Origin of the sequence: Candidatus Micrarchaeum sp., from assembly GCF_016806735.1 — an archaeon.
GTDB lineage: Archaea > Micrarchaeota > Micrarchaeia > Micrarchaeales > Micrarchaeaceae > Micrarchaeum_A > Micrarchaeum_A acidiphilum_A.
Map to the genome: position 1 here is coordinate 571,808 of NZ_CP060530.1, position 25,557 is coordinate 597,364.

Below are 25,557 nucleotides of genomic sequence, written 5' to 3' on the forward strand. Positions count from 1 at the left end.
TCAGAACAAAAGGAATATGAATTGTAAAGAGCTTTGTTATTTCGACTTTTTGCGAACCTCCTTATGCTTTTCGGAGCTCTCGGATTCGTCTTTTGTCAGTTCCTCCTTCTGTTCGTTGATTTCGTGCTGTTCCTCCTTTATTTCTTTCTTTTCTACCTTTATCTCTTCTTCCTCTATGTACACGAAGTACATTGAAACTGCTATGGCTGCTATGGCTATGATGGAAGAAACAAGCGCAAGGTTATTGCTTTCGTAAAGTATTGAAAGAATGGCAATTATTACACCCAGTAGCCCTATTGTTGAAATCAGGTATTCTTGGCTTTTTTTCATAAGATCACCTTATCTTTTCCCAGCGCGTCTCAAGCTGCCGAAAGCTGCTGTAGATGCCGAAGTTACCACGACAGCGACTGCAGCAGTGTCCCTGGTATTTTTTTCTTCCTGCTGTTTTTTATTGTTGTTTGTTTGCGGAGCCTGATTTATCGTGGTTGTCGGAACCGTTGTCGATACTGTTGTAGTTGTATGAATAGTTGTTGTAGATACAGTAGTCGTTTGGGTAGATGGGCTGCTATGTTGCTGCGGTATTGTTGTGGTGGTTGTCGTATTTATGGTTGTTGTAGTTGGATGGCCACCGCCAGTTGGCAGTTTTTGGATTATCGATATGTTCATGCTTGCAGGAAAATAGAAATCAAGATAACAGTTTGAATTTCCCTTGTAATATTCATACAAACTTACATATGAGCTGTAATTCCCGTAATATTCGATCCCTGAAAGCGGACCCGCAGGAAGGTTGCAGGCATATACGCTTTGTACTTTTGCTATTGCAGGAAGGTAGTTACCGTTGTAATCGGTATATGCACCAACGTAATAGAAGCCCGAATATCCCCTCGGGATTTTGCCGGTTAGATTAAGCGGCTTATAGACTTCTACGCTGACGTTATTGTATTCCAGCGTCTGGTTGCGAATCTTGCTGGCCGTAATATTTGCCAGTACTGCATTTTGGATTATCGAATTTGTATCCAAAGATGACTGGTTTACATTACCGCCATAATAACATTGTGCTGGATAGAACGTTATAGTTAAATTGCCAGTTATGTAGGAAGGGCCTACGTTCTGGCAGTTGAGGGTTATCCCATTAGTGAATGATTCCTGAGAAGAGTTTATGTCAGTTATGTTTATTATCTTTGTCTGCACGCTCTCGTTTACAACCACGTTTCCATTAAGGAATATTTCAGTGGATATTTTATACGAGTGCTGCGGAGCCACTGCAAGTATTGAAAGATTTTGGTTTATGTAGTTTGTGGCATTTCCTATGAGGCCGTATAGGTTCAGTATTGTATTGTGCCTTATGCTCCTGTTGTATCCAAAGCAAAAGTAGTCTGAATCGCTTCCGTTCGAATAAGGCGCAGTGCAGTTAAGCTGAAGGCCGTCGGCCGAGTCGTTAAAGGAAAAGAGGTAGTAATCCGTAGTATTTATTTTCGACAGCACAGTTATGTTGGCTGTTGTTAACCCATACCCTGAAAAGTTTGTAATAACGTTGGCATAATAGCTGCCAGCGACTATATTCGCAGGGAAATAAGCAGATGATATCCCAAAAAGGAGAATAGATAATAGCACAGTCAGGGTCATTGCGTGCTTTATTATCAATTTAATCATCCTTCTCAAATCACGTCAAAGCCGGAATATAAATAAAGAAAGCGCACCGTCAAAATACGGTGCAACTATTAATTTACTGTATTCAGTTGTTTACCAAAGCCCTGCTGCTTGCTACTGCCTTTATTGTAAATGTCAACGAGCCTTTGTAGGCGCTAGGTACTACGAACCCTATGACAGAGCTGGGCTGCACTCCAGGTATATAATACCTAAATGCATTTGCAGGTATTGAGGGCATTCCTACCTGAGGAGTATTGGCAGTGCCTGCAAAGGTTGACTGGTTGAGTAGATAGTAGTACTGAGAATTTAAAGATATGGAATTGAAAGCTTCTCCACCAATCCAGTTTGTAACCGTTATAGTATTAGCCGTAGGATTTAGGTAGCTGTTTGCCGGAACGTTGTATGTATAGAAACCGCTCGTTATTGTATTGCTTTGCAGACTGTCAAGGATGTTCATGAAGTTTCCATTGTTTATATTCGCTTGCAGAGAGTTGCTTGCGGGGTTGCTATTTATAGAGTTGGCGACTGTCGAATTCAATCCGCTACCCAAAAAGTATACGTCTATCGGAAACATAGTATTTGATGTTGATGCAGGGGTTTCGTTTATAATGTCAACTAGTGTTGAATTTACCTGCCTGTTTGCGTTGTTTATTGTGTTAACACCATAAATTATATCATTGCCTGCGTATACCTGTATAGTATTGCTAGCAGAAGAGGCAGAGTTGACTATCAGAGTATTGAAATTTCCTGAAACATAATTTCCAGTATAAAGTGATATGCTTATTGGTGGCGTGACATTTGCCGGTTGCACTACCTGTGCTACTACTGCGTTGTACACCACAAGTGTTGTTGCGGCAGTCGCGGACACGAACAGTATTGACATCAAGGCCCAGACAGGTATTGACAGCTCCCCGAACCTTATTGCCTCTCTTTTCCAAATCGAACCCTTATTGGTTTTGCTTCCCATAGTTTTCACCGATGTGTTGCACAAAAGCCAAATCCGCAAATCACAAGGACTAGCTAAATTTATGTTGGATTGAATATACTAAATATATAAAGGTATACTACGGCTTTCAGTTGTTTAAATATTCATCACATTGCAACTACTGCGTCTTTCTTTGGGGTCCTAGCTTTTTTTGATAGCAGTAATGGCATTATGAGAGAAAGAATTATTGTGCCAACCAGAACCACAGTGTAAAGGCTGATTGATATTATTCCGCTCTGGAGAGCCAGGGTGGCTATTATTATCCCAACTGCACCCCTGCTTCCGAGTATGCCTATGGATTCCTTGCTGCTTATTCTTGAAAGACGGTTCTTCGATACAAAATAGTTCAGGGTTCCTCCGACTACTGCGCTTATTACTACCATGGATACTAGGATTTCAGTATAAGTAAGCGAAGGTACTGCGAAGTCCAACCCTGCGATGCTGAAGAAAACAGGTATGAAAAAGCTGTCATTAAGCCTCCTGAACGTATTTTCCAGTATTCTGGTGGTTTTTGACCCGACAGTAGTTTTATGCACCAGCATTCCGGCGAAAAGAGCGCCGAGCACATAGGTTATTCCTATAAGCTGCAGTATGGCAGCTATTATCAGGCTAAGAATTATTATTATGGCGAAAACTACTGCTTCCTCCTTCGCTTTTATCATCCTCTCGAAAAATCCCCTGACCTTCGCATCGTGGTATCTGAGGGTCCTATCCACATAGAGCAGTGCAGCAATGAATACTATTATGCTTATTATTACGCCAGCCAAATGCGATGCCTTCAGAGCTGCGGCAAGAACTACAAAGGCCAGTATGTCAGTCATTATGACTCCGCTAAGTATCCTTTTGCCGTCCTCCAAATTTATCATAGCATATCTGTATACAAGGACTGAGATTATTGATATGGAAGGAACGCCTATTGCCACTGCGGTTATGACTCCGGCAGCTACTCCAAGATGAAAGACAAAAACAGCTATTAGTGCCATTATCGTAACAGGTATTACAAATGATGAAAATGTGAAGGATGTTGCGCTTTTGAGGTGGTTGGTGAGCACCTCGGTCGTTATCTGCAAGCCAATGAAGAGCAGTATGAAGAATATGGCAACTTCTGCTATTCCGGAGAGCACTGACGAAGGCTGCACTATGCCAAGTATGGCTGGGCTCAGTATCATGCCCGCTATTATCTGCCCTACTATCTCGGTTACACCTATTCTCTCAAAAAGCTTGCCCAGTATGGTTGAGAGCGAAAGCAGAAGCAATAGTGCTATTAATATTTCCACAATCGATTTCTTTTGTGAAGCTATTTAAAAATAGTGTGTATTCATGCAGCGTAGTTTAATATTAAACCATCCTGCAAAAAGGTTAAAAAGGTTTATTGGATAATTCATATGCTTTCTACAGGGCATAATATGAGCGAAAAAGAGATAAGGTCAACGAAGGACATAGAGGTCCCGGAAAAGCTTATAGATCAGGTAATCGGGCAGACGGGAGCCATAGCGATAATAAAAAAGGCCGCGAAGCAGAGAAGAAACGTTTTTCTGGTTGGGGAGCCGGGAACCGGAAAGACCATGCTCGCACAAGCCATGTCGGAATTGCTCTCAGTCATGGATCTCGAAGATATACTTGTATACAGGAACATGAATGACGAGAACGTCCCGATAATAAAGACCGTCAAGACCTACACCAACCAAGAGGACAGGAAGAAGCACCTTGATGGCCAGGGCAGGCAGATAGTGCAGAAGGAGCGCATTAGTGCCAGGGCAGCGCTCGGAAAAACGACATCTCTCGTGACCCCAATAGTATTTATTCTTGTAATAGCGCTTCTGGCGCTTTCGCTGAGCGGGCTGATAAAAGGCTACGACATAATAGTCCTGGCCGCACTCATACTTGGAATAATGATTTTCGGCTCTGTATTCCTATTTATGGGCGGGCTTACAAGGCGCGTTGGCATGCCGGGAATGAACGACGCAAACGAACCGAAGCTCATAGTTGACAATACCGGAATGGACCATGCGCCGTTCATAGACGCTACAGGCTCTAAGGCAGGAGCACTTTTCGGCGACGTCAGACACGATCCGCTTCAGACCGGTGGGCTGGGTACTCCTGCACACTTGAGAGTCGAAAGCGGAGGAATACACAAGGCGAACAAAGGAGTGCTTTTCATAGACGAGATATCGAGCCTTGACCCTAAATCCCAACAGGAATTGCTTACCGCGATGCAGGAAAAGAGGTATTCGATAACCGGGCAGAGCGAAATGAGCTCCGGAGCTCTGGTAAGAACCGAGCCAGTTCCGTGCGACTTTATACTCGTAGCTGCGGGAAACCTTCAGGATATACAGCACATGCATCCAGCGCTTAGATCAAGAATAAGGGGATACGGATACGAAGTATTCATGGAATCTACGATGTCGGATACGCCACAGAACAGGAAACAGCTGATGCAGTTCGTAGCTCAGGAGGTCAAGAAGGACGGAAAGATACCACCCTTTGATGCTAGTGCACTGGATGCAATAATAGAAGAGGCGAGAAAAAGAGCAGGCAGGAAGGGCAGATTGTCGCTAATACTTAGGGACCTTGGTGGACTCATAAGGGCTGCAGGAGACATTGCGGTTGAACGCGGTCAAAGCGAGGTTACTGCCAAGGACGTGGAGTCCGCAAAAGCGCTGGCCATGCCGATAGAAGCCCAGGTAGTTTCACAGCAGATAAATTACAGGAAGGATTATCAGGTATTTACAAACAAGGGATATGCAATAGGCAAGGTGAACGGGCTTGCAGTTGTCGGCTCTTCGATAATGACGGCAGGCATAATAGTGCCGATAGTGGCAGAAGTGACGCCAGCGAGCTCAAGGAGCGAAGGCAGGTTCATACCTACCGGAAAGCTGGGCAAGATTGCAAGCGAAGCAGTAAAGAACGTCAGCGCAATAATAAAGAAGCACATGGGCAAGGACGTGGCCAATTACGACATGCATGTGCAGTTCCTCCAGACATATGAAGGGATAGAGGGAGACAGCGCCAGCATATCCGTAGCGGTAAGCATAATATCCGCAATGGAATCACTTCCGGTAGACCAGAGCATTGCAATGACGGGATCGCTTTCCGTAAGGGGCGCAGTACTGCCGGTCGGAGGAGTAACCAGCAAGGTCGAAGCCGCAATAAGCACCGGAATGCGCGCAGTAATAATACCATACTCAAACAAGGATGACATTTACATAAGCAAGGATCGCATAAAGAAAATAAAGATAATACCGGTAAAGAACTTCGCAGAAGTGCTGGAGCATGCGATAAGGAAAAGCAAGAGGCGCGACGAGATAATAAGCGAGCTGCGCAAGTACGAAAAGCAGTAATCTGGTGAGCATTTGCCGAAGAAGACTACCGATGATAAAAAAAGCTCAGGGCATGAAGAAGAGCCTGCGAAGCAGCTCGAGATGTTCGGGGCTAAGATACTCGGCGACATAGAAAGAAAGCAGAATCCCTCGTTCAATGTTACGACCAGAACCAGGTCAAACATAAGCTATGACGAAAAGGAGGGCTACCTCAGACTTGGCTCAGCCGCCGAAGAGCATAATTTCATAAATATCGCACAATCAAAAAGGTTTATGCAGACCGTGGCAATAGCTGCAAAATGCCACGATTTTGTGAAGCAGAACCTGCACACTACGATAAGGGGACTGTTCTACCAGCTAAAGTATTCGCTTGGAGACGACATAGACGAAAACATATTCAACGAGCAGAGCGAATCGAATCCGCTTATAGAAGACCTTGAAGTAGCGCTCAGCATGAAGAGGGAAAACCTGAACCTGAACGCAAACAGGAAGGGAGTACTAACCGGCAACATGAGAGTACTTGACAGCTTTGGCGACGAGAAGACAGAGATAGACACAAGCAAAATGGGAAGGAGCGGATGGGCAATACCGAGTGACGTCGACAATGACATAGAGTTTGTGGATGTCAAGGCAAAATATGTGATAGTAGTAGAGAAGGATGCGCTCTGGCAGAGGCTGAACGAAGACGGATTCTGGAAGAAGGAGAACGCAATACTCATAAGCCCGCAAGGGCAGGCAGCCAGAGGAACGAGAAGGATAATAAGGAAGCTAGCGGACATGGGTCTGCCGGTCTACGTATTCAACGATGGTGACGCCTGGGGCTGGTACATATACTGGACGATAAAGACAGGCAGCATGAACCTCGCGTACATAGGCAGGGACATAGCGACCCCCGAAGCAAGGTTCATTGGAGTGACCATGTCGGACCTTGAAAGGTACGAATTCCTGAAGAGCATGACGATGCGCGCTACCGAGGTGGACCTCAAGAGGGCGCAGGAAATGCTCAACTACCCGTGGATAAACAGGCACAATGAGTGGGTCAAGGAATTAAAGGAGGTCCTTAAAACCAAGAAGAAGCTTGAGCAGGACACGCTGCAAGGCCCAAGGCTGACATTTGTCGACGATTATATAAAGGAAAAGATAAAAAACAAGGAATTCATGCCTTGATTTCATGCTGATCTCCAAGCTTCAGCAAGCTTGTCCTTCATTTCCTGCGACGTAAAGCTGTTCAGCAGAAGATTTTGCATAAGGAGCTTTGCATGCGAATATTCAGTGTTGGATACCGAAGTAGGATATTTCCTTATTCTGGCTATGCCTTTAACCATACCTGATGCCATGCTGTCCAGTATTTCTTGGTCCTTTCCAAAAGAAGCCTCGGACATCAAGTCCTCAAACACGTCAATTTTGGTCAGGGCAGCAATCCCTCGTTCGGAAAGCAGATAATCCATGGTTTCAGACACAATAGCACAAAATTCCGGCATATTCCCGGATATCCTCGTGTCTTTGGCTATTGAGCTAAACGGGGTGTTGTTGGTTACGTCCTTCCTATAAGGTGCAACAGGCCCTGCATATACGATATTCTTGTGCTCCTGTAGGAGCTTCTCGAGATCCGGGTCCATCCTGCGCTCTTCCTCCAGCCTAATAATTTTGCTTGATTGGTTCAACTCAAGCAGCAGGGATTTCAGCGTTTTCCCCATATCGGCATGTCCGTTTAGATTTGCAACCTTTGATATAATCGAAAGCGTCATGAACTTTTCAGATTCCTCCTTTTCAGCGCTGCCCTTATTGTCTTCCTTTTTGTTTTTGAATACCATATCCTTCATCCCGAAAAATGATAAAGAATAAGCTGTTTTGGCATATATTTAAGGGTTTTGATTGCCGTGGCTGTTCAACGAATTCAAGAATATGTAGTTTATACGACGCTGAGGGTGGTTTTCTTCTTCACGGCATTGAGCACATGTCCGTAATCCCTGTAGTGTGATATTGTAGTTATGGCAACCGTGTACTCGCCAGGATCTGCGTTCATGGTGTTGTATATGTCCAGCCTCATCTCGCGTTCCTCCATTGGCTTCAGCTCGCCCAGCCTGAGCTCCTTCTGCTTCTGCATGCCCATGTCATCAAACCCAAGCTGGTTTGGCAGTTCCATGACGACAGAAGTTAGAAGAACCTCCTTCGTAGCATTTTTAACTTTAAGGAACATCGAAACCTGGCTTTTTCTGCTAGAATAAAGCTTGTATGGTACGAACTCAGTGCTTATTCTGTAAGGTATGGAGCGCGTTAGCTCAGAAGCAGCGTCCTTTTTGCCGAATATGTTGAAGAGTGCCATTTGATCGCCTTTCAAATGCTAAAAATATTTCCACAATTACACTTATATATGTTCTTGTCCAATATAATATCAAAGATGTGCAATATATGCCTATAAAGTACAACATAACAAAATATGATGTTCTTGTTGGTGAAATACACAGGCTAGTACAGAAATACAACACGCACCACACATATAGGGCAGATGCAAAACCCGACGGGGATCCGATCGAGTTTACCGAAGAGGAATTGCAGCTCAAAGCTATCGCAGTCATAGTAGCTTCTTTTTCTTCAGGCCATTCATGGCAGACGCATAAATGCATGGAAAGCGAAGGCCAGCTTGACAAGCCGGAAGTGAAGGAGGAATACATTCAAGCCGAGCAAAGCCGGTGGAAGAGCATCAACCTCAACGATGTCGAAGAGCTTGCTGGCACGCCGATAAGCGACCAGGCATTCTATCGCTGGCTGTTTTACAACGTTGAGAAGGGAAAGCAGAAGCTTTACAAGGAGGCGTGGATAAGGCTCAAGGCCGAATTTGAAAGCTCATGCGACGAGCTGGAACAAAGCAAAAATTAAGCGGAATAGGCATATGTTCCGCTTTTCGACGTATTTTTCAATACCGGAAGTTCCAACAAAGTCTTGGTTTGTCGACAAAAAAAAGAAGCTTTAAATTGGTAACGGAATATTGCCGTTCCATTTAAGTTTTATCGCTGCATATATCGCTTTTTAAATATTAAGCCACAATTATCCATTGCAACAAATTTTTGTGGGTGTGCTGAAATGGTGACCAGTGTAATAAAAAGGAACGGGATGAAGGTTGCTTTCGATGAAAGCAAGGTGGTTAGGGCAATATCAAGGGCTTTTTCTGACGTATATATAAAGAGCGGCAAGGAGGAGAATGAAAAGGAAGCCGAACTGCTTGCCAAGGAGGTCATGGAGCTCGTAGACAAGCTAGGCAAGGATTCGGTGCATGTCGAAGAGATCCAGGACATAGTGGAGCAGGTCCTCATGGAAAAAGAGCCTTCAGTAGCCAAGACCTACATATTGTACAGGCACAAGCGGGCAGAGGTAAGGGCTTACAAAGCTTCTCTAGGGATACAGGAGGACGACCTCAAGCTACCTATAAACACGCTCATAGTGCTTGCAGCCAGATACCTTCTCAAGGACGAGAACGGAAAGATTATGGAAAGCCCTATGCAGATGTTCAGGCGCGTTGCAAGGGCAATATCATCTTCAGAAAAGAACTACAGCAAGAGCGACAAGGAAGTCGAAGAAATAGAGAACATGTTCTACAACGCCATGGTCAACTTCAGGTTCATGCCAAACTCTCCGACGCTTATGAATGCAGGGACCAAGCTAGGGCAGCTAAGCGCTTGCTTCGTACTGCCAGTTGGCGACTCCATACCTGAGATATTCGATTCGGTAAAGAACGCCGCATTGATACACCAGAGCGGAGGAGGCACGGGCTTCGCATTCTCAAGGCTAAGGCCTACGAATGACATAGTGAGGAGCACCGGCGGCGTGGCTTCCGGGCCGATATCGTTCATGAAGGTCTTCGACTCTGCTACCGAGCAGATAAAGCAAGGGGGCAAGAGAAGGGGTGCCAACATGGGCATACTTAGGATAGACCATCCAGACATATTGGATTTCATAGTTTCTAAGGAAAGCGAAGGCACGCTCAGGAACTTCAACATATCCGTTGGCATAACGGAAAAGTTCATGGACGCGCTGAAGCACAATGCCGAATACAACCTCATAAACCCAAGGAGCGGCAAGCCTGTCGGCAAGCTCAACGCCAGGGCAGTATGGAATCTCATAGTAACCATGGCGTGGAAAACTGGCGATCCTGGGCTGGTATTCCTTGACCGCATGAACTCCACGTATTCAAATCCTGTTCCAGAAAGGGGTCCGATAGAGTCAACAAATCCGTGCGGCGAACAGCCACTCTACCCGTACGATTCGTGCAACCTAGGTTCGATAAACCTCGCGAAGATGGTAAAGCCCGTTGACGGGCATTTTGAGGTAGACTGGGACGGGCTCAGGGAAACCATAAGGCTGGGCACAAGATTCCTTGACGACGTCATAGATGCCAACAGCTATCCGCTGAAGCAGATAGACGAGGTTTCGAAGGCGATAAGGAGGATAGGCCTCGGAGTAATGGGCTGGGCTGACATGCTCATAAAGCTCGGGATAAAATACAACAGCAACGAGGCTCTGCTTCTTGCGGAAAGGGTAATGTCGTTCATAACAGAAAATGCAAGGCAGATGAGCCAGGAGCTGGCTGAGGAAAGAGGCCCGTTCCCGGATTTCGAGAGGAGCATATGGTACAAGCTCGGGTTCAAGCCGCTTAGGAACTCCACAGTCACGACAATAGCACCTACCGGAACCATAAGCATAATATCAGGAGGCGCATCGCAGGGAATAGAACCCATATTTTCAGTCGTATACATGAGAAACGTCCACGAAAGCTTGGGTTCCAACCTCATAGAGGTGGACAACGAATTCGAGTGGTACGCGCTGCAAAATAATTTCTATTCTGACGAGCTCATGAAGAAGCTTGCCGGGCGCGTATCCATACAGGACGTAGAGGAAATCCCTAAGGATGTGAGGGAGCTTTTCGTAACTGCTTATGACATAGCCCCTGAATGGCATGTCAAGATGCAGGCAGCGTTCCAGAAATACACTGACAACGCAGTATCCAAGACAATAAACTTCCCAAGCTGGGCCACGCCTCAAGATATAGAGAAGGCCTACGGGCTGGCATACGACCTCGGATGCAAGGGCATAACGGTATACAGGGACAGCAGCAAGAGCATACAGGTGCTTCAGGCAGTAGATACCAAGCAGAACCAGAAGACCATATCGCAGATGAAAGAGAAGCATATTGGCGCAAAGGAAGAGGCATCTGTAACCATGGAGTACATAAGGAGCAGCGCGAACAGCTATACCATATCTGCCAAGGAAGAGGTCAAATGCCCGGAATGCGGCAACGCAATGGTGGCCAGCGAAGGCTGCTTCACCTGCCCAAAGTGCGGATACAGCAAGTGCGACTGAAAAGGCCGCACCCTCTTTTTTTCTTTTTCTCTTTTCCTTGTTTTCGCTTACCTTTTTATTCATGTTTTCCGAAAGCAGTATGCAGCTGGGCTGCATTCTAGATATTGAGTGATTTGTTGGAAATAAAAGGCAGCAGTGCATTGAAGCTAAACCTAATATGCTTCGCAGTCATAACCGCATCGTTCATGCTCACGCTGTACGTGCATGCCGCATTTATTTATGCCCCAGGGATTCTTACTCCTTTGTCGGATGCTTTCGGGATAGTTTATATTGCCTATGCAATGTCATTCGCCTTCCTTTACTCAAGTGGGAAATTTGCCAGGCTTAGCGTAGTTTTTGCGGCAGCAAGCGTTCTGATACTTGCAGCTGCACTTTTCAACATTGAAAGCTTCAACACGGGCGTAATACTTTTCAGCGGAATATATCCGCTGATAGTGATATATGCAATATCCATTCCTACGCTTGTCATCATACTTTTAGGATTCTATCTTCTCCGAGGCAGCAAGTTCCCTCACTCCAAATCAATAGCTGCTGCACTTTTCGTTGCCGCAATAATTCTCTTTGCATTATACCAGCTTTACATATTTGGCTACAGGGGCATTGGCTCGGATGACGAGATGGTAATAGCATATTACGCGCTGAACTCGATGATCGCGGGGCACAATCCCTATTTATTCGATTCAGTAGGCATACTTACCAAAAATATAGCCAGGTATGGCTTCACCATGCTGACGAACAACACCATAATTGGCAGGCTAGATTATCCGGCGCTTTTTATGCTTTCTGGATGGCCTTTCTACTCGATTTTTGGGGGCACTCAAGCAAATATACTGGACTACGGGAATGCAACAGGCTATCTGGCAATGTTTCTGTTGTCGCTCTTCGTGTTCGGTGCAGTAACAGGAAAGAAGGCGCTTGCAGACATGAAAATTATGGCGCCGATTATCTTTGTATTTCTGCTTTATTCTCTGCAGATAGTTTCTTTCCAATATTCGATAGCGATAATGCTGCTCATTCTCACGGTTAAATACATTGACAGCAAGTATGTATTTGTTCTCCTAGGACTGGCAGCTTCGCTGCAGGAGCTTCTATGGGTGCCTGTGATACTGGCTCTCGCATACCTTGCAGCGACCAAGGGCCTTAGGAGTGCTGGAAAGATGGCAACATTTTCTATTGCAGTATTCCTTCTTATAAACGGTTATTTCATAGCCATAGGCCCCGGGACCTACATATCGCAGGTATTCAAGCCGCTAAACGGTGACCTTCTGCCGTTTTACCTGACATCGATGTCTTCGATAATACAAGCCTCTGCAAATATTCCCCTCTCCGGATTCAGCGTATTGTTCTATATAATGCTCTTGCTTGGAGTAGCCATAACAGCTTACAGCGGCAACAAGCTTACGATACTTACTGGGATGTTCCTTAGCTATCTCGCACTTGACCATTCGCTTCTGATATACTATATGATGCCAATGGTGGTTATGGCTTCGGCATTTGCAATGGATATACGGATGTCGGAAAAGAGCAAGCTCAGGGAATGGATTGCTAGAATTGGCGTGAGCGATGCGAAAGCAGTAGCGTGCATTGCCATCGTTTTCTCCGTATCTTTGATAGTTTCCGTATCTTATCTTCATTATTCCTATGTCCAGGGCTTTGGGGTCTCGGCTGTAAACCAGAGCATTTCCACAGTAAAAAACTCAACTTACGATAGCATTGTCTTTAGAAGTTCATATAAGGAAAACCAGAACGTATATCTGCTGGGCTATTATTACCTTAGAAATTCCCCCGCAGATGAAGAAGGGCTTAGCCTTGCCCCAAATCACACCATAACAAATTCCAGTTGCACTGAGAACTGCACTGTTTCTGGATATATGAATACCAACCTCGTAACCCTGCGCAGTGGCTACAGTACCGTTTACATATCTGTGCCGGACAATGCAACAGTTTTTGATTGTGCAGTTTACAAAAATGGCTTTTATTATCTTTGCCCCCCAATATTTGATAATAGATCAGGGGGATGAGTTGAAGCGTGAATCTGTAACGGGTGAGGCATTTTTTGCAACTGGGAGCATAATCTACATGCTCGTTGTACTGCTCTATTCTTCACACGCGTATTTTTCCAATTCCCTTTCCGCAGTTATTGACATCTACTCCATGGCTTATCTTGCATTTGCGATAGGGTTTTCGCTGCTCAGGAGAAAAAAGCACTTTGTGAAATTTTCACTTGCAGCCCTTGCCGCAACCGCCATAATTGCTGCAATTTCGCTGGCATATATGTCATCGATTCCACTCATTGGGAATTCAATAATTGGAGAAGCGGTAAATGTTGGAATAGCCTTTGCAATAATATTCCCGACCACTGCCATTGCCGTATTTGGGTTTTATTTTATCCGCACCAGGCCTTTGAAGAAATATGCAAAGGGCATAGGCGCAATACTCCTTATAGTGGCAATAGCCCTTTTCTTTTACTACCAGTTGTACGGTTTTGGCTACAAGGGAGTGAATGCTGATGATGAAACGGTTCTTTCATATTATGCGTTCAAGGCCATGCAGGCAGGCCAAAATCCGTACGGCATAGGCATAAGCAATGTCCTAAAGCACAATTCGACCACATACGGCTTTACCCTGACAACAGAAAATAAGGTAGTTGGGTATCTCGATTATCCGGTGCTTTTCGTGCTGGCTTTGGCGCCATTTTATTATCTTGCACATGGTACCGCAAGTTCTATTATATACTCGGCAAATTCGGCGGCTTACTTGATATTCCTCATGCTTGCAATACTCTCGTTTGCCGCTGCCATAAGCAAGCAAAGGCTCAAAAACTTCAAGATGCTTCTGCCTGCAATCTTCGTTTTCATACTTTATTTCGTGCAGATACTTTCAGTTCAATACTTAATAATGGCCATTGCGCTGATAGCTGTATTTTACAGCATTGACAAATGGTACGCTTTCGTGGTTTTAGGAATAGCAGCTTCGCTGCAGGAGCTTCTGTGGATTCCGATACTTTTTGCCATTGTTTACATCGCAGCTTCCAGAGGGGTTATAAGGGGAGCCAAGGCTTCGATTGGGGCGATTGCAATATTCATTGTGATAAACGGGTATTTCATACTGGAGAATCCTGGAATTTACATAAGCCACATGCTGGCGCCAGTCAATGGCTATTTATTGCCGTTTCTGCTTTCGCCGATACCTTCGCTGCTGATGTTGTTTTATCCGGTGTCAATGCATGGGCTCGAACTGATATTTTATATTTCGATCACAATGGGTGCGACAGTAGTTTATGTGGCCAGGAATAAAATGCTGGTTGCGTCTATGAGCCTGTTCGCTTACTTTTTCCTCTATCACACCCTAGCCGCGTACTTTGCGGTCTCGATAACGCTGCTATTCTTCATAATTGTAATGGAAACCAAAGAAACTACGGCAAAGCGGATTAAAAAACGGCGCGCACATAATCCAATCCCTGGGCAAAGGCTAAAGATAGGGTATGTCGTCCTGGCGGTGCTTGCGCTTGCCATGGTGGTGGTAATTGCGCATTCCCATTATTCTTATGCACACGATTTCGGTATTAGTGTTTCGTACGAAGGGATGTCAGCAAACGGGACTTATGCGATCCTTGGCATCTCCAATGGAGGAAATAAGGCCCTTAATGCAAGCGTGCTTGAAGTATATTCGACCAATTCAATAGAAGAGAACACCCTTGGACTCAGCGTTTCCCAGCCGGAATACATAACCAACATGAGCATTTGCAATACCTCGTGTATGGAGAGCAATTATATGAATTACAACATATTGGCACTGCAACCAGGGCAGGGTTATAGAGTCAAGCTTTTCCTTCCAACAAATATGTCCTCAATGCGCTGCGAGATTTACACGAAATATTATTATTACGAATGCCCGCCAGTAACGATTAATAATCTGGAACAAAAATAATGATATGATTTATATGAAGTCTAATTCGGGCAAATATTTGAAGCTCCTTGAAAATGTAGACATAGTGGGATTTGACGCCAGCGACGGGCTCATGCTTTATGCGGTACTTTCCAAGTCCAATAAAAAGGCGACTGAGGCGATACTGCACATACATGGGCTTGGAGGCAGCTTTTATGGGAGCAACAGCATACCTGAAATATTGTCTGAAGCAAAAAGGAACGGCATTGGGTTCATGTCAGTACTGACAAGGGGTAGTTACATTGTTGAGAGTTTTAGGTATAAGTCAGACAATGAAGAACTTCTGGCCGGAAGTGCTCTTGAACGTTTTGAGGATTCGGTTTACGACATTGATGGTGCAGTAGGTTTGCTTCGTAAGATGGGATTCAGGAAAATATTTCTAGAGGGCCACAGCACCGGATGCCAGAAAATCCTTTATTATATGAATTCAAAAAAAGCAAAAAACTCGAGGGCCGTTGCAGCAATTGCATTGCTAAGCCCGGTTGACGACTACAACTATGACCTGCACGTAATGGGAAAGGAGGGATTTTCCAAGCTCACGAGGATTGCAAAAAAGGCAAAAGGGAAAAAACTGCTGATATCTACGGATGGAACTGGGCATATAGATAAACTAATAGGTCCGGAAAGATTCCTAAGCACCGTCGATTTAAGTAATCCCGAAGCAAAAGCGCTATATTATGACGGCGAACTGGATTACGTTGCGGGAATAAAAAAACCAATGTTTGTGGCATTCGGCGAAAATGACGAATTTATGAAGAAGATGAGCGCAAGAGAAGCGACTGATATACTTTCGAGGACTTATGCAGGGAAAAGGTTCGAATCCGTAATATTAAAAAATACCGGGCATACTTTCAGGCAGAGCAGGGAAGAGCTAGCCAAAGCGCTCATAAAATTCTATTCGTCCCTTTGATGGATTATTTCGTCAGTATTTCGCAACCATCCTTGGTCACCAGCAATGACGCTTCAAACTGCGCGACCTGTGCGCCGCCAAGCTCAACCAATACAGGGTGCGACTCTATTATCCCGAGCCTTTCAAGCTCAGAGAGGCCAGAATACAGTTCAAACCTGTTTGATACCGCTGCTGAAAGCCATCTTGCAGCAAATGGCTCCATGCTGAAGTCTTTCTTTATCAATGACAACAGATTGCGTGAATTTGGCAGCCTGGGCTGCCCTACGTCACCAACAAAACTGAATATTTCCTTTATGTCGCCGTTTGAAACTAGGCCCCTTCCGCTTGGCATTGTAGCAAAAGGCTCTATGGCTATGATCGTGTTCTCTTCCAGCTCTTCTCCGTCGCCATTGTCGTAGTTTGGTATAAACGGCTCATCGTGCAGTTCGTGTATGCCAACGCCGTGGCCTCCGAGATTTTTTATGGGCTTGAACCCCTTTTTTTCTATTGTGGATGCTATTTCCTTCCCTATGTCACGCACTTTTGCGCCTGCTTTAACTATCGATATTGCGTTATCCAGGGCCTCCTTTGATGCTTCCGCCAATGCGCCGTAATCTCCAGAAAGATCCACAGTAAGAGCGCAGTCGCCAAGTACTCCTTCTTTTGCAGCCCCAAAATCCACCTTTACCAGCCCCTTCTCAGGGAATATGGAATCGTCGTTGAGCGTCGGCGTATAGTGCGCGGCATTTGAGCCTATCGATATGTTTACAGGAAATGCCTTTCCGAAGCCCATGTCTGCCAGGAATTTCTCTGCCTCTTCTGCTGCCTTGAGAAGTCCCGAACCCTTTATTATGTGCTTTTCGGCCTCTTTTATTGCCGAATATGAAGCTTTGCCTACTTCTCTGGCAAGCTCCTGAAATTCCTCATCGCTCATTTCCTCTTCGTCATTCGTGTCTCTGTTTTCTTCTTCCATAAAATCATTCCCCTAATTTTTTCTGCTTTCCGAGACCCTTTATCTCGTCCTCGCTGTAGTTGAGCTCGCGAAGTATCTTCATGGTTGCAGGCACTACCTGGTTGTTTATGTAATAGTCGGGGTCGTAATCGCTCGCGCGCTCTATGAGCTTTGCCTTGTCCGATATCGAGTCTCCATGCTTGGTTATAACGTAGCTTATTACAGCATGCTCTACTTCTTCCTTTGTCTTTACTCCGGATTCGACCGCGTCCTTAGCGGCAGCGAGTTCAGGAGATTTGGAATCGTAGCTGTCTATGCCTTTTCTGAGCTGCGTGCTTATGGCTAGATCTGCCAAAGGCACACGGCCCTCCCTAAGCTCCTTTATTATGTCCTTTACTATTTGTATGGCTTTTTCCGGGCTGCCTTCTTTCAGTATAGTTTCAAGCACTCTCCTCTGAGTGTCTCTGGCTACCTTGGACCAGTCCCTTCTTACGAGTTCGAAGCCCCTGATCTTTATGTAGCCATTTTCTGTTATCAGTGCGTATTTTTTCTTTGCGCCGGTTATCGTGCCTTTTTCAGTCTTCTTGCCTACGAATATGCCTCTCCTATAAAAGTCCTCAAGCTCCAGTTCCATGGATCCTGGGAGCTTTTTGTTGAACCCTGCCACAAAGTTGGTAGCCTCTTCCTTGGACTTATCGCCCAGAAGCATAACTATGGAATCCGTATCGCCGTATATTACCCTAAACCCTGAAGTTTCGGCCTGTTCTATGGTATTGTGTATATACTGCCTCCCGTATGCGGTAACGCTGGATGCGCACTCCCTGGAGTACCATCTGGAGCGTGCATAGCCCAGATACCCGTAGAAGGAATTCGAAGTTATCTTCAATGCCTGCGATCTAGAGCCAAGGAATATGCTTCCCTTGTCCTTTTTGTAGAGCTTCTTTACCTCTGCCCTCTGCTTGACAAGCAGGTCGAGTATAGTTGGCATTATCACTTTCTTGTTCTTGTCAAACCTGTCGCCAGTCGGAGATTCGTAATAATCAGTGCAGCTGCTGCATAGTGCCGACGGATCTATGTTGTGGGATATTATTATCGAAGGGTATAGGCCCCTGAAGTCGAATATTGCCAGGTTCTCGTATATTCCCGGATCTGGAGTCTTCACATAGGCGCCCTCTATTGGGTTCATAAGCCTGGATTTTATCTCCCTCTCCGTTGGCTTGTTAGGTATTAGCTCGTTGAACTCGTGCGCATACCTCATCAGCATGAATTCCACGAGTTGGCCGGTAGTTGATACCGCAACGTCGCTAAGGCTGTTGCCGGTTGTCCTTGAAAGTTCTATCATTATCGGAACAAAGGTTTCGTACACCTTTCGCAGCGATTCGGAATCGCTCAGGTTATAGTCTGCGAGCAGCTCAAGGTCTTCCGGACCTCCGTTCCACAGCTCGTTTATGTCCTTCCATTTCTGCCCCTTCGTCTTCTCCACGGTAAGCTTTTCATCCTTGCTTATAGCATCGTAGACGTTCTTCAGCGTATAGCTGTTGAGCTTTAGTATGCTCTCTGCAGCACCGACCACGGCAATAAATTTCACCACCAGATACATGTCTATGTGGACGCGGCCGCCTATTTTTACCTTGTTCACCAGCCCGTGGCGCTCTATTCTGGTCTCGTTCCCGAACCTGCCAAGGTTGAAATCTATCTTAAGCGCTTTTGCCCTTTCCACAAGGTACCATATGTCAAAATTCGCAGAGTTGTATCCGGATATTATGTCTATGTCAAGTTCCGAAACCCTATCCGCGAATCTTTTGTAGAGCTCTGCTTCGTCTTCTACGTGCTCGACAAAATCCCTGTCTATCTTCTTGAACGTTATTACCCCATTGCCCTTTTTGCCTTTGGAAACGTATGAGTAGCTCAGCATTATGACAGGATCCTTTTCCGGCCTAGGTATGCCAAGCGGGCTGTACGTCTCTATGTCAAAGCACATCGTGTTGAGGTTAAGGTCGGATGGAGCTCCGGGCTTTTGCTCGTAGCCCATGAAAAGCAGCATGCCGTTCGCTTTCTTGAGCGTGAAGATCGAATCTGTCAGTGGAGACATCTCCTTGTCTATCAGGTATCGCTTTGAAAAAGGTATGTCGTATTCGTATGTATCCCCCATGTTCCTGAGGCTCTCGGCCACTTTTGGGACGTCAGTGGGGTTGCTGACGTATACCCTGTACGAGTTTACCGGCTTTCCCAGAATGCTCCTTGGTTCCCCGATTACCTCAGTTATATGGCTGGCATTGCCTTCTGAAGCCATAGCCTTCACGGAGTTAAGCGACGATTCGCTTGCAGGAACGAAATAAAAGTATGGCCTGAACTCGTCGTCTATGGCCTCGTATGCCAGCCCGTCAGAACCTTTTATCGTAAGCCTTATTTTTACTATCTCGTTTATGGTAGTGTAATCGGCTTCTAGCAGCACTCCCTCTATCCTTACCGTTTCGCCGGCTGCGGCTGTTGTGGTTTGCTGTTCCAGGTTCTTAGAATCAGGCATAATTAACATTTTTGTCAGGCAACGCTAAATAGTTTGTTGTATTGTACGAATAAAAAGAAAGGGAGGCGCAGGCATAAAGCCCGCGGAACCCATTTATTGTTACTTCTTCTCCTCTATCTTGGTCCTTGTTATTACCAGGGGCGGAATCAGCCCAAGCGAATAGGCAACCAGCGTTCCGGTCGCGCTGCACCTGAAGTTGAGTCCGTTTATGACTTCCTCTGCCAGGTCTACAGGCAATGTATGCGATTCTGACCATTTCTTGAGTACGCTGCTTATCGCATCCTTGGACTCGTTCATCTCTATGTTGCCGCTAAGCTTAATCTGGCCTATCGACTTGGCGTTTGCAGCCTCGCTCGCAAAATAATCAGCGACGAATGAATACGTTATATTGAGCGTGTCGCCCTTTGAGGAGACGTCCTCCACATTTATGTTCAGCTTTGGGAACTTCTGCTGTGCCAATGCTGCGCTATCCGTTATCTTGCCCTCCACGTTGGAGATGTTGAATGCTGTTATCATTTAATCACTTAAGAGAGTTTTAAAAACAATATATTTAAATTTTGCCCTGTTTCCGCATATGGGTCTGAATCAGTAAAATCCGTCGGATACGTAATCCTTGCTTTCCGAAGATGAGATTTCGTATGTCCCATCGGATTCCGGGCTGCCTGCTCCGCGTTTGCCCGAGCTTTCGGACTGGCCGCCCTCCGATTTGCCTCGCAGCATGTAAAGCCCCAATGCCCTGTCGAAAACCTTGTCCTCTTTTTCTTTTTTCGGCTCTGTTGTTGTTGACATATTAAAGCACATTAAGGTGCTGTTTATCCATATATTTATAATTATTGCAGTGCCTTGCAGGCGGTTGAGCTCACCTGCCGTTTTCAAAAGCGGCAAGAGCCTCCAACATGCTTTTGAATTTGAAGTCAGGATGGGCCTCAAGCAGTACGCTTTCGCTGGAAAATCCGTTGAGCATGGCAGCAGAGCCCATTCCAGCCCTCTGAGCTGCGAGAATATCTTCCTTGCGGTCTCCGAAATAGATGCAGCGGTCCCTGTCCACCTTCAATATTTTTGCTATCGCCTTCAGCCCCGTAGGGTCGGGCTTTATCCGTTTCAGGGACTGTGCGCTTAGTATTATGTCGAAATAGTCGAAAGCGTTTAGATGCTTTATTTCTACGTATACTCTTTTCAGGCTGCCATCCGTAAAAAGCGCAGTCTTCTTTCCGGAACTGTTTAGCTTCTCCAGGAATTCTCTGGCTCCCTTGTGGAATCTTGGCTTGAGCAGCGAGAAGAACAGGTCAGCGAACTTGACGAACGAACTCATTTCTATGTCGTCGAATTCCTTTTTCGCTTTTCCGAAAAATGCGTGATGCGTTGCAGATTCTATCTCCTCTTCGTCTGCCGGAAGCTCCGATACCATTTTGGATTTCTTGAATTCAAGCCATATCGGATGATTTACCAGCGTAGGGCTGTTCAAAGTCCCGTCCCAGTCGAATATGAAGGTATCGAACCTACGCGATAAGTCGGAAGGATTTGACATTACCACACCAAGTCTATGCTGGGTTTCAGCGTCTCTGAGCGCTGTGCCCTTTGCGATCCTGAGGCTTCTTCGGATTTGATTTCGATTGGGAAGCCAACCTTTGATTCTATGAAGCTCTTAGCTTCGGAGAAGGCGCCCAGCATCTCCTTTTGTGATATCTCAGGCCCTGGCTGCTGCGAGTTTATTGATTTCATGTATTTGGAAAGGAATTTTGCTACGGCTTCCTTGTCAAGTTTTGAAAATTCCGGCTTGGATAAAACCTTCTCTATTTTCTTTTCGGCCACGAGCGCAGAATACGCTGAAGCCTTCCAGTCTGCAGCTATTATTATCATTGCCGATTTGGGCCGCTCCGAAGAACCTGCAGGCCTTGTGAGCGACACGGCTTTCTGTATGTCGTCGATAGTGGACCTTATGGTGTCTTCTATTGCTTCCTCTCTAGCGCTGACCATAGAGCCGTCTTGTTCGGGCCATTTTTCCGCAAGCACTGACGTGCTGTTACCAAGCATATACCAGAGCTCCTCGCTTATGTGAGGCATTGCAGGGGCAAGCATCAGCAGCAACTTATGCAGGTATTCCGAAACGACTATCTGATTCGGAGAGGTCCTTTCCGTATACCATTTCAGCTCGTTGAAGGATTCGTAGAACGCATCTATGTAGGCATTCCTTATTGCAAGGATTTCCATCGACTTCGTTACCTTCTCTATCTTGGAGTTGAGCTTCGAATATAGCCAGTAGTCCATGTGTGTTAGAGGGCCGGAGTTCATAGATTCCAGCTTTTCGGTCATGTCCATGAAGAAGCTAAGCCTTGACTTGACGCTCTCCACCCCTTCCGGGCTGAAATCTACGTCATTGCTCAAGTCTGCGCTTAGCACCTGGATAAACCTGACGGGGTCTGCCCCGTAGTCCTTTATGGCCTTTAGCAGCGGCACTATGTTGCCCAGGCTCTTGCTCATCTTCTGGCCCTTGTAGTTGACCATGCCGTTGGCCACTATTTGCTTTGGCCAGTCATCCCTGTCGAAAAGAGCCACATGATTGAAAACGTACATGGTCAAATGGCTAGGTATGAGCTCTGATGCAGAATGCCTTGAGGTGAATTTGTACCAGTAGCTGAATGATTCCCTGCACCTCTTTATCGCTTCCGAATCGATTCCGCTTTCCTTGCCTACTTCGTCTGCGGAGCCGCTGCCCCTGAAAACGTATTCGAAGAACTTTCCAATGAGCTGCTCCGGCTTCGCATTTGCATGGCGCAATATCGGGATTATTGTATAAAACGCCATGTAGATCGTAGAATCCGACAGCGATTCTATTATGTGGTCCTTGTTGAAAGGGAACCTGGTTCCGAGGCCCTGGGCGCGCTCGGCAGCCCTTAAGTCTATCCAGTCAACTGCTGCGTTTAGCGCTCCTGTGAGCTTTTCCGGGTAAACTTTAATGTTGGGTAGATATTCATGCACCTTTGCCTTCCACTGCTTGTTCCCATAGTCTATGAACCACTGGTCGTTTATTATTTTGACGGTGACGCGATGCCCGCATCTGCAATAGACGGGCTTATCGTTAGCTATTATGTAAAGATATACAAGCAGGTTTTCGCTTTCCAGGTCCTTGGCTATCTGCTCCCTTGCCACTGCCACCGGCATTCTGGCATATTTGCCCGCTATCATGACTCCGCGTTTTTGCTCGTCCCTGTAGAGCTTCTTTGTTGCCGCTTCTATCTCAGTGTCCGCGGGCTTCGCCAAATCCTTGGTTTCCGCTTTCAGGTATGCGAACGCAGGGACCAGGTCTGCAGCATCAGTGTCTCCCAGCTTTATGACCTTTGGATAAGCAGCGGCGTCGGGCTTCTGAGCTCCGTCTTTTGAAAGCGCGACGAAATCGAACGGCGCGTGGGCCGGAACTGCCATTACTATGCCCGTGCCGAAATCAGGCTTTACAAAATAACCATCAAGAATAGGCACCTCCTTTTTGTCTATCGGATTTATCGCTGTTTTTTGCAGCAGCTCAGAGGGCTCAACTGGTTTCTCGGTCAGGATGTCGAACTGGCCAGACATCATGGCTATGGATTCCTTGGACACGTAGCACTTGAAATCATCGAGCTTTACCAGAACGTATTCCGAGTTCTTATTTATGAAAAGATTTGTGACTCCGTACAGGGTTTCAGGCCTGTATGTGGCGCATACTATGTAGGATTCCTCTCCTTTGACCTGGAATTTGACCATGAACATCTTTTCTATTTCCGGCTGCACATCGCCTTTCGTGTCATGCTGGCCAACGGCATTCTTTTCGTTGTCGCACCACCCAACCGGATGCCTGCCCTTTACGAGATATCCTTCGTCCATCAGATGCTGGAACTGCCATTCGACCATCTTGCTGTAAAGCGGGTCTATAGATATGAATTCTCTCCTCCAGTCTATCCCCATGCCTACCGTTATGAAGGCCTCTTTGAACTGCCTCCTGAACAGATCTGCAACCTTTATGGGGCTATCCAGCGCGGCTATCTCCTCGTCAGAAATGTCAAACGCCTTGAGCTCTTCGATTAGGCTCTGGTCCTTTTCTTGCAGCCTTTTTATTATTGCCAGTATTGGGGTTCCGGTATAGTGCCAACCCATCGGAAATATGACATTGTACCCCCTCATGCGCATGTATTTGGAATAGAAATCGGCCGTACCGTATGTCCTAAGGTGGCCTATATGGGGAGGCATGTTTGTATAGGGCCATGCAGCAGTTACCAGAAGTGGCTTCCTGTCGTTAGGGTCATGTTCGAATAGCTTAGATTCTTCCCATACTTTCTGCCATTTCTTTTCAATTGAAGCGTAATCTATCATTGGCACCACTGCATAAGCTTATTTGTTTTAGACGTAAAAAATAATAAAGAGTCTGTACATTAGATTGGGACTTGAAAGCCGGAGCAGGCTATCTTCTTACTAGCCTTTTTTGCTCGGGTACCTCAATTGCGATGCTCTCCATGTGTGCAGTGGCTGCCCTTATGTATTCCGCGGCGCTCCAGATGAGATCCATTGCGGGCTTCTTGCCCATGGCATCGTTTTCTCCCTCACGGAGTGGATTCAGCAATTCTTCATCCATAGGCTCCTGTTCTGGAAGGCTGAAACCGGATTCAGGTATGAGTTTTTCTATGCTTTCCAATATATATTCGGCTTTGGATGAATCCCCATTTTTAGCGTTTAGATACGCCTCTGCAGCTGCAAGCAGTATCCATCCTGAACCTCCGAAGTATCTATCGCCTTCATAGCGCTTTGGAAATGCGCTTTCGTAAACTCTTTTTCCATCTTTTGACCTGAATATATGGTTGTCCTTCAATGCCTCCATGGTTTTCAGGTACACGTTTTCGCTTACCAAAGCATATTCCGGATCGAAAAGAGCGAAAAGCAGGTATGCTGCCGCATCGACCTTGGGATTTTCTGAAACATCGGACCCGAATTCTTCCCTGTATTTTCTAAGTATCCCATCCTTTACGAAAAATTCGTTCATGAAATTAATGAGGCCCGTGCTGCCGTATATCTCCTTGCTTATCTTGTCCGCAGCAATGTCCGCGCCGAGCTCCGAGCTAAGATATAATATTGAATTCAAGCCGGCATAAGCAGCACCGATGTCGTACGAGTGCAGCATGTGGGGATTCTGCTCCCAGACGTCAGCGCAAGGGCATTTGTAAATGTTTATTATATAATCTGCCAGAACGCCAATATTGCTGCGAATAGATTCCACGAGACTGGCAGGAAGGAATTCTACTCCGAAAGCTTTTAAGAATTCTGAGGTTGCATGCAGAACTAATGGAACGGAATCAAACTGCTTTAGCCAGGAATTTGGATTTTCGGATTCAGCAAGGTCGTTTATTTGCCTTCCATCTATTTCCATGTTGGCGAGTCTGCCGTTGCCATCGATTCTGGCAGGTATGTGGTTTTTCAGTTTTTTTAATTCGAAATCTTCCAAGCTCATTGATGCTGTGGAGCGCAGCGTTTCCCTGTTGCGTTCTATAAGGCCCCACTGCCTTGAAAGTATCCTTAGGGCTCCGGCCCTCGCCTTTTCTGCAAACGGCATGAGCTCCTTATCCCCAAGCCTGTTTATCGAGGCTGCTGACTGGGACAACGAGGATGAAATCATCGAAGAATCCCTGAACCACATTAGCTTATACCAAGTGTAGTCCGTAGCAGCCCTGACGTAACCGTCCGGCATTATGTTTGAAGTTATGTGTTCTATTGCCGCAGCTATATTCTTTTTTCTTTCCGCAAGAATACGCTCCGGGGTTTTAGTTACAGTAGGAAGTTTTGAGCAGGTTTCGCCTGTTTTGTGTTGGTCCTGTGAGTATACGGATTTTTCCAACATCACACCCTTATTTCCATTACCACTCCATCTCAAACATATAAATAGCTTTCAGCATCTAACATTTTAGT

At 45.9% G+C, this 25,557-nt stretch carries 20 protein-coding genes; 7 read left to right on the forward strand and 13 right to left on the reverse strand.

What is annotated here, in order from left to right; translation table 11 throughout:
• Positions 1 to 36: 36 nt before the first annotated feature.
• From Micr_RS03090 to Micr_RS03105, 4 genes are all read right to left on the reverse strand, one after another.
• Complete coding sequence (locus tag Micr_RS03090; RefSeq protein WP_203134219.1) at positions 37 to 330, reverse strand: hypothetical protein; 294 nt, start codon at positions 328 to 330, stop codon at positions 37 to 39.
• A 9-nt stretch (positions 331 to 339) separates the two neighbouring features.
• Complete coding sequence (locus Micr_RS03095) at positions 340 to 1,644, reverse strand: hypothetical protein (RefSeq protein ID WP_203134220.1); 1,305 nt, start codon at positions 1,642 to 1,644, stop codon at positions 340 to 342.
• 91 nt (positions 1,645 to 1,735) lie between these two features.
• Positions 1,736 to 2,617 carry a hypothetical protein gene (locus Micr_RS03100; RefSeq protein WP_203134221.1) on the reverse strand — a complete coding sequence of 294 codons (882 nt, stop codon included), beginning with the start codon at positions 2,615 to 2,617 and terminating at the stop codon, positions 1,736 to 1,738.
• A gap of 125 nt (positions 2,618 to 2,742) precedes the next feature.
• The gene (locus tag Micr_RS03105; RefSeq protein ID WP_203134222.1) at positions 2,743 to 3,912 is read right to left on the reverse strand and encodes a cation:proton antiporter; all 1,170 of its coding nucleotides are present in this window, start codon (positions 3,910 to 3,912) and stop codon (positions 2,743 to 2,745) included.
• A 129-nt stretch (positions 3,913 to 4,041) separates the two neighbouring features.
• On the opposite strand from Micr_RS03105, the gene lonB reads away from it, so the two are divergent.
• Positions 4,042 to 5,976 carry an ATP-dependent protease LonB gene (lonB, locus tag Micr_RS03110; protein ID WP_226803543.1) on the forward strand — a complete coding sequence of 645 codons (1,935 nt, stop codon included), beginning with the start codon at positions 4,042 to 4,044 and terminating at the stop codon, positions 5,974 to 5,976.
• Between the two features lie 12 nt (positions 5,977 to 5,988).
• Positions 5,989 to 7,122 carry a DNA topoisomerase IV subunit A gene (locus Micr_RS03115; protein WP_203134224.1) on the forward strand — a complete coding sequence of 378 codons (1,134 nt, stop codon included), beginning with the start codon at positions 5,989 to 5,991 and terminating at the stop codon, positions 7,120 to 7,122.
• A 2-nt stretch (positions 7,123 to 7,124) separates the two neighbouring features.
• Here Micr_RS03115 and Micr_RS03120 read toward each other — a convergent pair whose 3' ends face one another.
• Complete coding sequence (locus tag Micr_RS03120; RefSeq protein WP_203134225.1) at positions 7,125 to 7,769, reverse strand: hypothetical protein; 645 nt, start codon at positions 7,767 to 7,769, stop codon at positions 7,125 to 7,127.
• A gap of 98 nt (positions 7,770 to 7,867) precedes the next feature.
• A complete protein-coding gene (locus Micr_RS03125; protein WP_203134226.1) occupies positions 7,868 to 8,281 on the reverse strand; it encodes a hypothetical protein in 414 nt (137 codons plus the stop codon).
• Between the two features lie 86 nt (positions 8,282 to 8,367).
• Here Micr_RS03125 and Micr_RS03130 point away from each other — a divergent pair, with 86 nt between their 5' ends.
• The 5 genes from Micr_RS03130 (at position 8,368) to Micr_RS03150 (ending at position 16,171) form a co-directional block, all read left to right on the forward strand.
• Positions 8,368 to 8,835, forward strand: coding sequence for a hypothetical protein (locus Micr_RS03130; RefSeq protein WP_203134227.1), 468 nt, complete (start codon positions 8,368 to 8,370; stop codon positions 8,833 to 8,835).
• 204 nt (positions 8,836 to 9,039) lie between these two features.
• The gene (locus Micr_RS03135; RefSeq protein WP_203134228.1) at positions 9,040 to 11,313 is read left to right on the forward strand and encodes an adenosylcobalamin-dependent ribonucleoside-diphosphate reductase; all 2,274 of its coding nucleotides are present in this window, start codon (positions 9,040 to 9,042) and stop codon (positions 11,311 to 11,313) included.
• Positions 11,314 to 11,429: 116 nt separating this feature from the next.
• The gene (locus Micr_RS03140) at positions 11,430 to 13,334 is read left to right on the forward strand and encodes a hypothetical protein (protein ID WP_203134229.1); all 1,905 of its coding nucleotides are present in this window, start codon (positions 11,430 to 11,432) and stop codon (positions 13,332 to 13,334) included.
• 1 nt (position 13,335) lies between these two features.
• A complete protein-coding gene (locus tag Micr_RS03145; RefSeq protein WP_203134230.1) occupies positions 13,336 to 15,243 on the forward strand; it encodes a hypothetical protein in 1,908 nt (635 codons plus the stop codon).
• 13 nt (positions 15,244 to 15,256) lie between these two features.
• Entirely contained in the window at positions 15,257 to 16,171 is a 915-nt protein-coding gene (locus Micr_RS03150; protein ID WP_203134231.1) for an alpha/beta hydrolase family protein, read from the forward strand.
• A 4-nt stretch (positions 16,172 to 16,175) separates the two neighbouring features.
• Here the strand turns inward: Micr_RS03150 and map are convergent, their stop codons facing one another.
• The 7 genes from map to Micr_RS03185 all read right to left on the reverse strand — a co-directional run bounded on the left by map (position 16,176) and on the right by Micr_RS03185 (position 25,489).
• Complete coding sequence (map, locus tag Micr_RS03155) at positions 16,176 to 17,123, reverse strand: type II methionyl aminopeptidase (protein WP_203134232.1); 948 nt, start codon at positions 17,121 to 17,123, stop codon at positions 16,176 to 16,178.
• 4 nt (positions 17,124 to 17,127) lie between these two features.
• Entirely contained in the window at positions 17,128 to 19,629 is a 2,502-nt protein-coding gene (locus Micr_RS03160) for a DNA-directed DNA polymerase (protein ID WP_203134233.1), read from the reverse strand.
• A gap of 99 nt (positions 19,630 to 19,728) precedes the next feature.
• A complete protein-coding gene (locus Micr_RS03165; RefSeq protein ID WP_203134234.1) occupies positions 19,729 to 20,145 on the reverse strand; it encodes a hypothetical protein in 417 nt (138 codons plus the stop codon).
• 69 nt (positions 20,146 to 20,214) lie between these two features.
• The gene (locus Micr_RS03170; RefSeq protein WP_203134235.1) at positions 20,215 to 20,418 is read right to left on the reverse strand and encodes a hypothetical protein; all 204 of its coding nucleotides are present in this window, start codon (positions 20,416 to 20,418) and stop codon (positions 20,215 to 20,217) included.
• A gap of 70 nt (positions 20,419 to 20,488) precedes the next feature.
• Positions 20,489 to 21,157, reverse strand: a complete 669-nt coding sequence (locus Micr_RS03175; protein WP_203134236.1) for an HAD family hydrolase — start codon at positions 21,155 to 21,157, stop codon at positions 20,489 to 20,491.
• The gene (gene leuS, locus Micr_RS03180) at positions 21,157 to 23,973 is read right to left on the reverse strand and encodes a leucine--tRNA ligase (protein WP_203134237.1); all 2,817 of its coding nucleotides are present in this window, start codon (positions 23,971 to 23,973) and stop codon (positions 21,157 to 21,159) included. Before leuS ends, Micr_RS03175 begins: the two co-directional genes overlap by 1 nt.
• An 88-nt stretch (positions 23,974 to 24,061) precedes the next feature.
• On the reverse strand, positions 24,062 to 25,489 hold the full coding sequence (locus Micr_RS03185) for a hypothetical protein (protein ID WP_203134238.1): 1,428 nt from the start codon (positions 25,487 to 25,489) through the stop codon (positions 24,062 to 24,064).
• Between the last annotated feature and the right edge of the window lie 68 nt (positions 25,490 to 25,557).

What these genes read in the sequence shown, in the direction of transcription:
- map (WP_203134232.1), bottom strand. Translation starts at nt 17,123, where the DNA reads ATGGAAGAAGAAAACAGAGACACGAATGACGAAGAGGAAATGAGCGAT.
- lonB (WP_226803543.1), top strand. Translation starts at nt 4,042, where the DNA reads ATGAGCGAAAAAGAGATAAGGTCAACGAAGGACATAGAGGTCCCGGAA.
- Micr_RS03135 (WP_203134228.1), top strand. Translation starts at nt 9,040, where the DNA reads ATGGTGACCAGTGTAATAAAAAGGAACGGGATGAAGGTTGCTTTCGAT.
- Micr_RS03130 (WP_203134227.1), top strand. Translation starts at nt 8,368, where the DNA reads ATGCCTATAAAGTACAACATAACAAAATATGATGTTCTTGTTGGTGAA.
- Micr_RS03150 (WP_203134231.1), top strand. Translation starts at nt 15,257, where the DNA reads ATGAAGTCTAATTCGGGCAAATATTTGAAGCTCCTTGAAAATGTAGAC.
- Micr_RS03185 (WP_203134238.1), bottom strand. Translation starts at nt 25,489, where the DNA reads ATGTTGGAAAAATCCGTATACTCACAGGACCAACACAAAACAGGCGAA.
- Micr_RS03160 (WP_203134233.1), bottom strand. Translation starts at nt 19,629, where the DNA reads ATGCCTGATTCTAAGAACCTGGAACAGCAAACCACAACAGCCGCAGCC.
- Micr_RS03120 (WP_203134225.1), bottom strand. Translation starts at nt 7,769, where the DNA reads ATGGTATTCAAAAACAAAAAGGAAGACAATAAGGGCAGCGCTGAAAAG.
- Micr_RS03100 (WP_203134221.1), bottom strand. Translation starts at nt 2,617, where the DNA reads ATGGGAAGCAAAACCAATAAGGGTTCGATTTGGAAAAGAGAGGCAATA.
- Micr_RS03170 (WP_203134235.1), bottom strand. Translation starts at nt 20,418, where the DNA reads ATGTCAACAACAACAGAGCCGAAAAAAGAAAAAGAGGACAAGGTTTTC.
- Micr_RS03090 (WP_203134219.1), bottom strand. Translation starts at nt 330, where the DNA reads ATGAAAAAAAGCCAAGAATACCTGATTTCAACAATAGGGCTACTGGGT.
- leuS (WP_203134237.1), bottom strand. Translation starts at nt 23,973, where the DNA reads ATGATAGATTACGCTTCAATTGAAAAGAAATGGCAGAAAGTATGGGAA.
- Micr_RS03165 (WP_203134234.1), bottom strand. Translation starts at nt 20,145, where the DNA reads ATGATAACAGCATTCAACATCTCCAACGTGGAGGGCAAGATAACGGAT.
- Micr_RS03175 (WP_203134236.1), bottom strand. Translation starts at nt 21,157, where the DNA reads ATGTCAAATCCTTCCGACTTATCGCGTAGGTTCGATACCTTCATATTC.
- Micr_RS03125 (WP_203134226.1), bottom strand. Translation starts at nt 8,281, where the DNA reads ATGGCACTCTTCAACATATTCGGCAAAAAGGACGCTGCTTCTGAGCTA.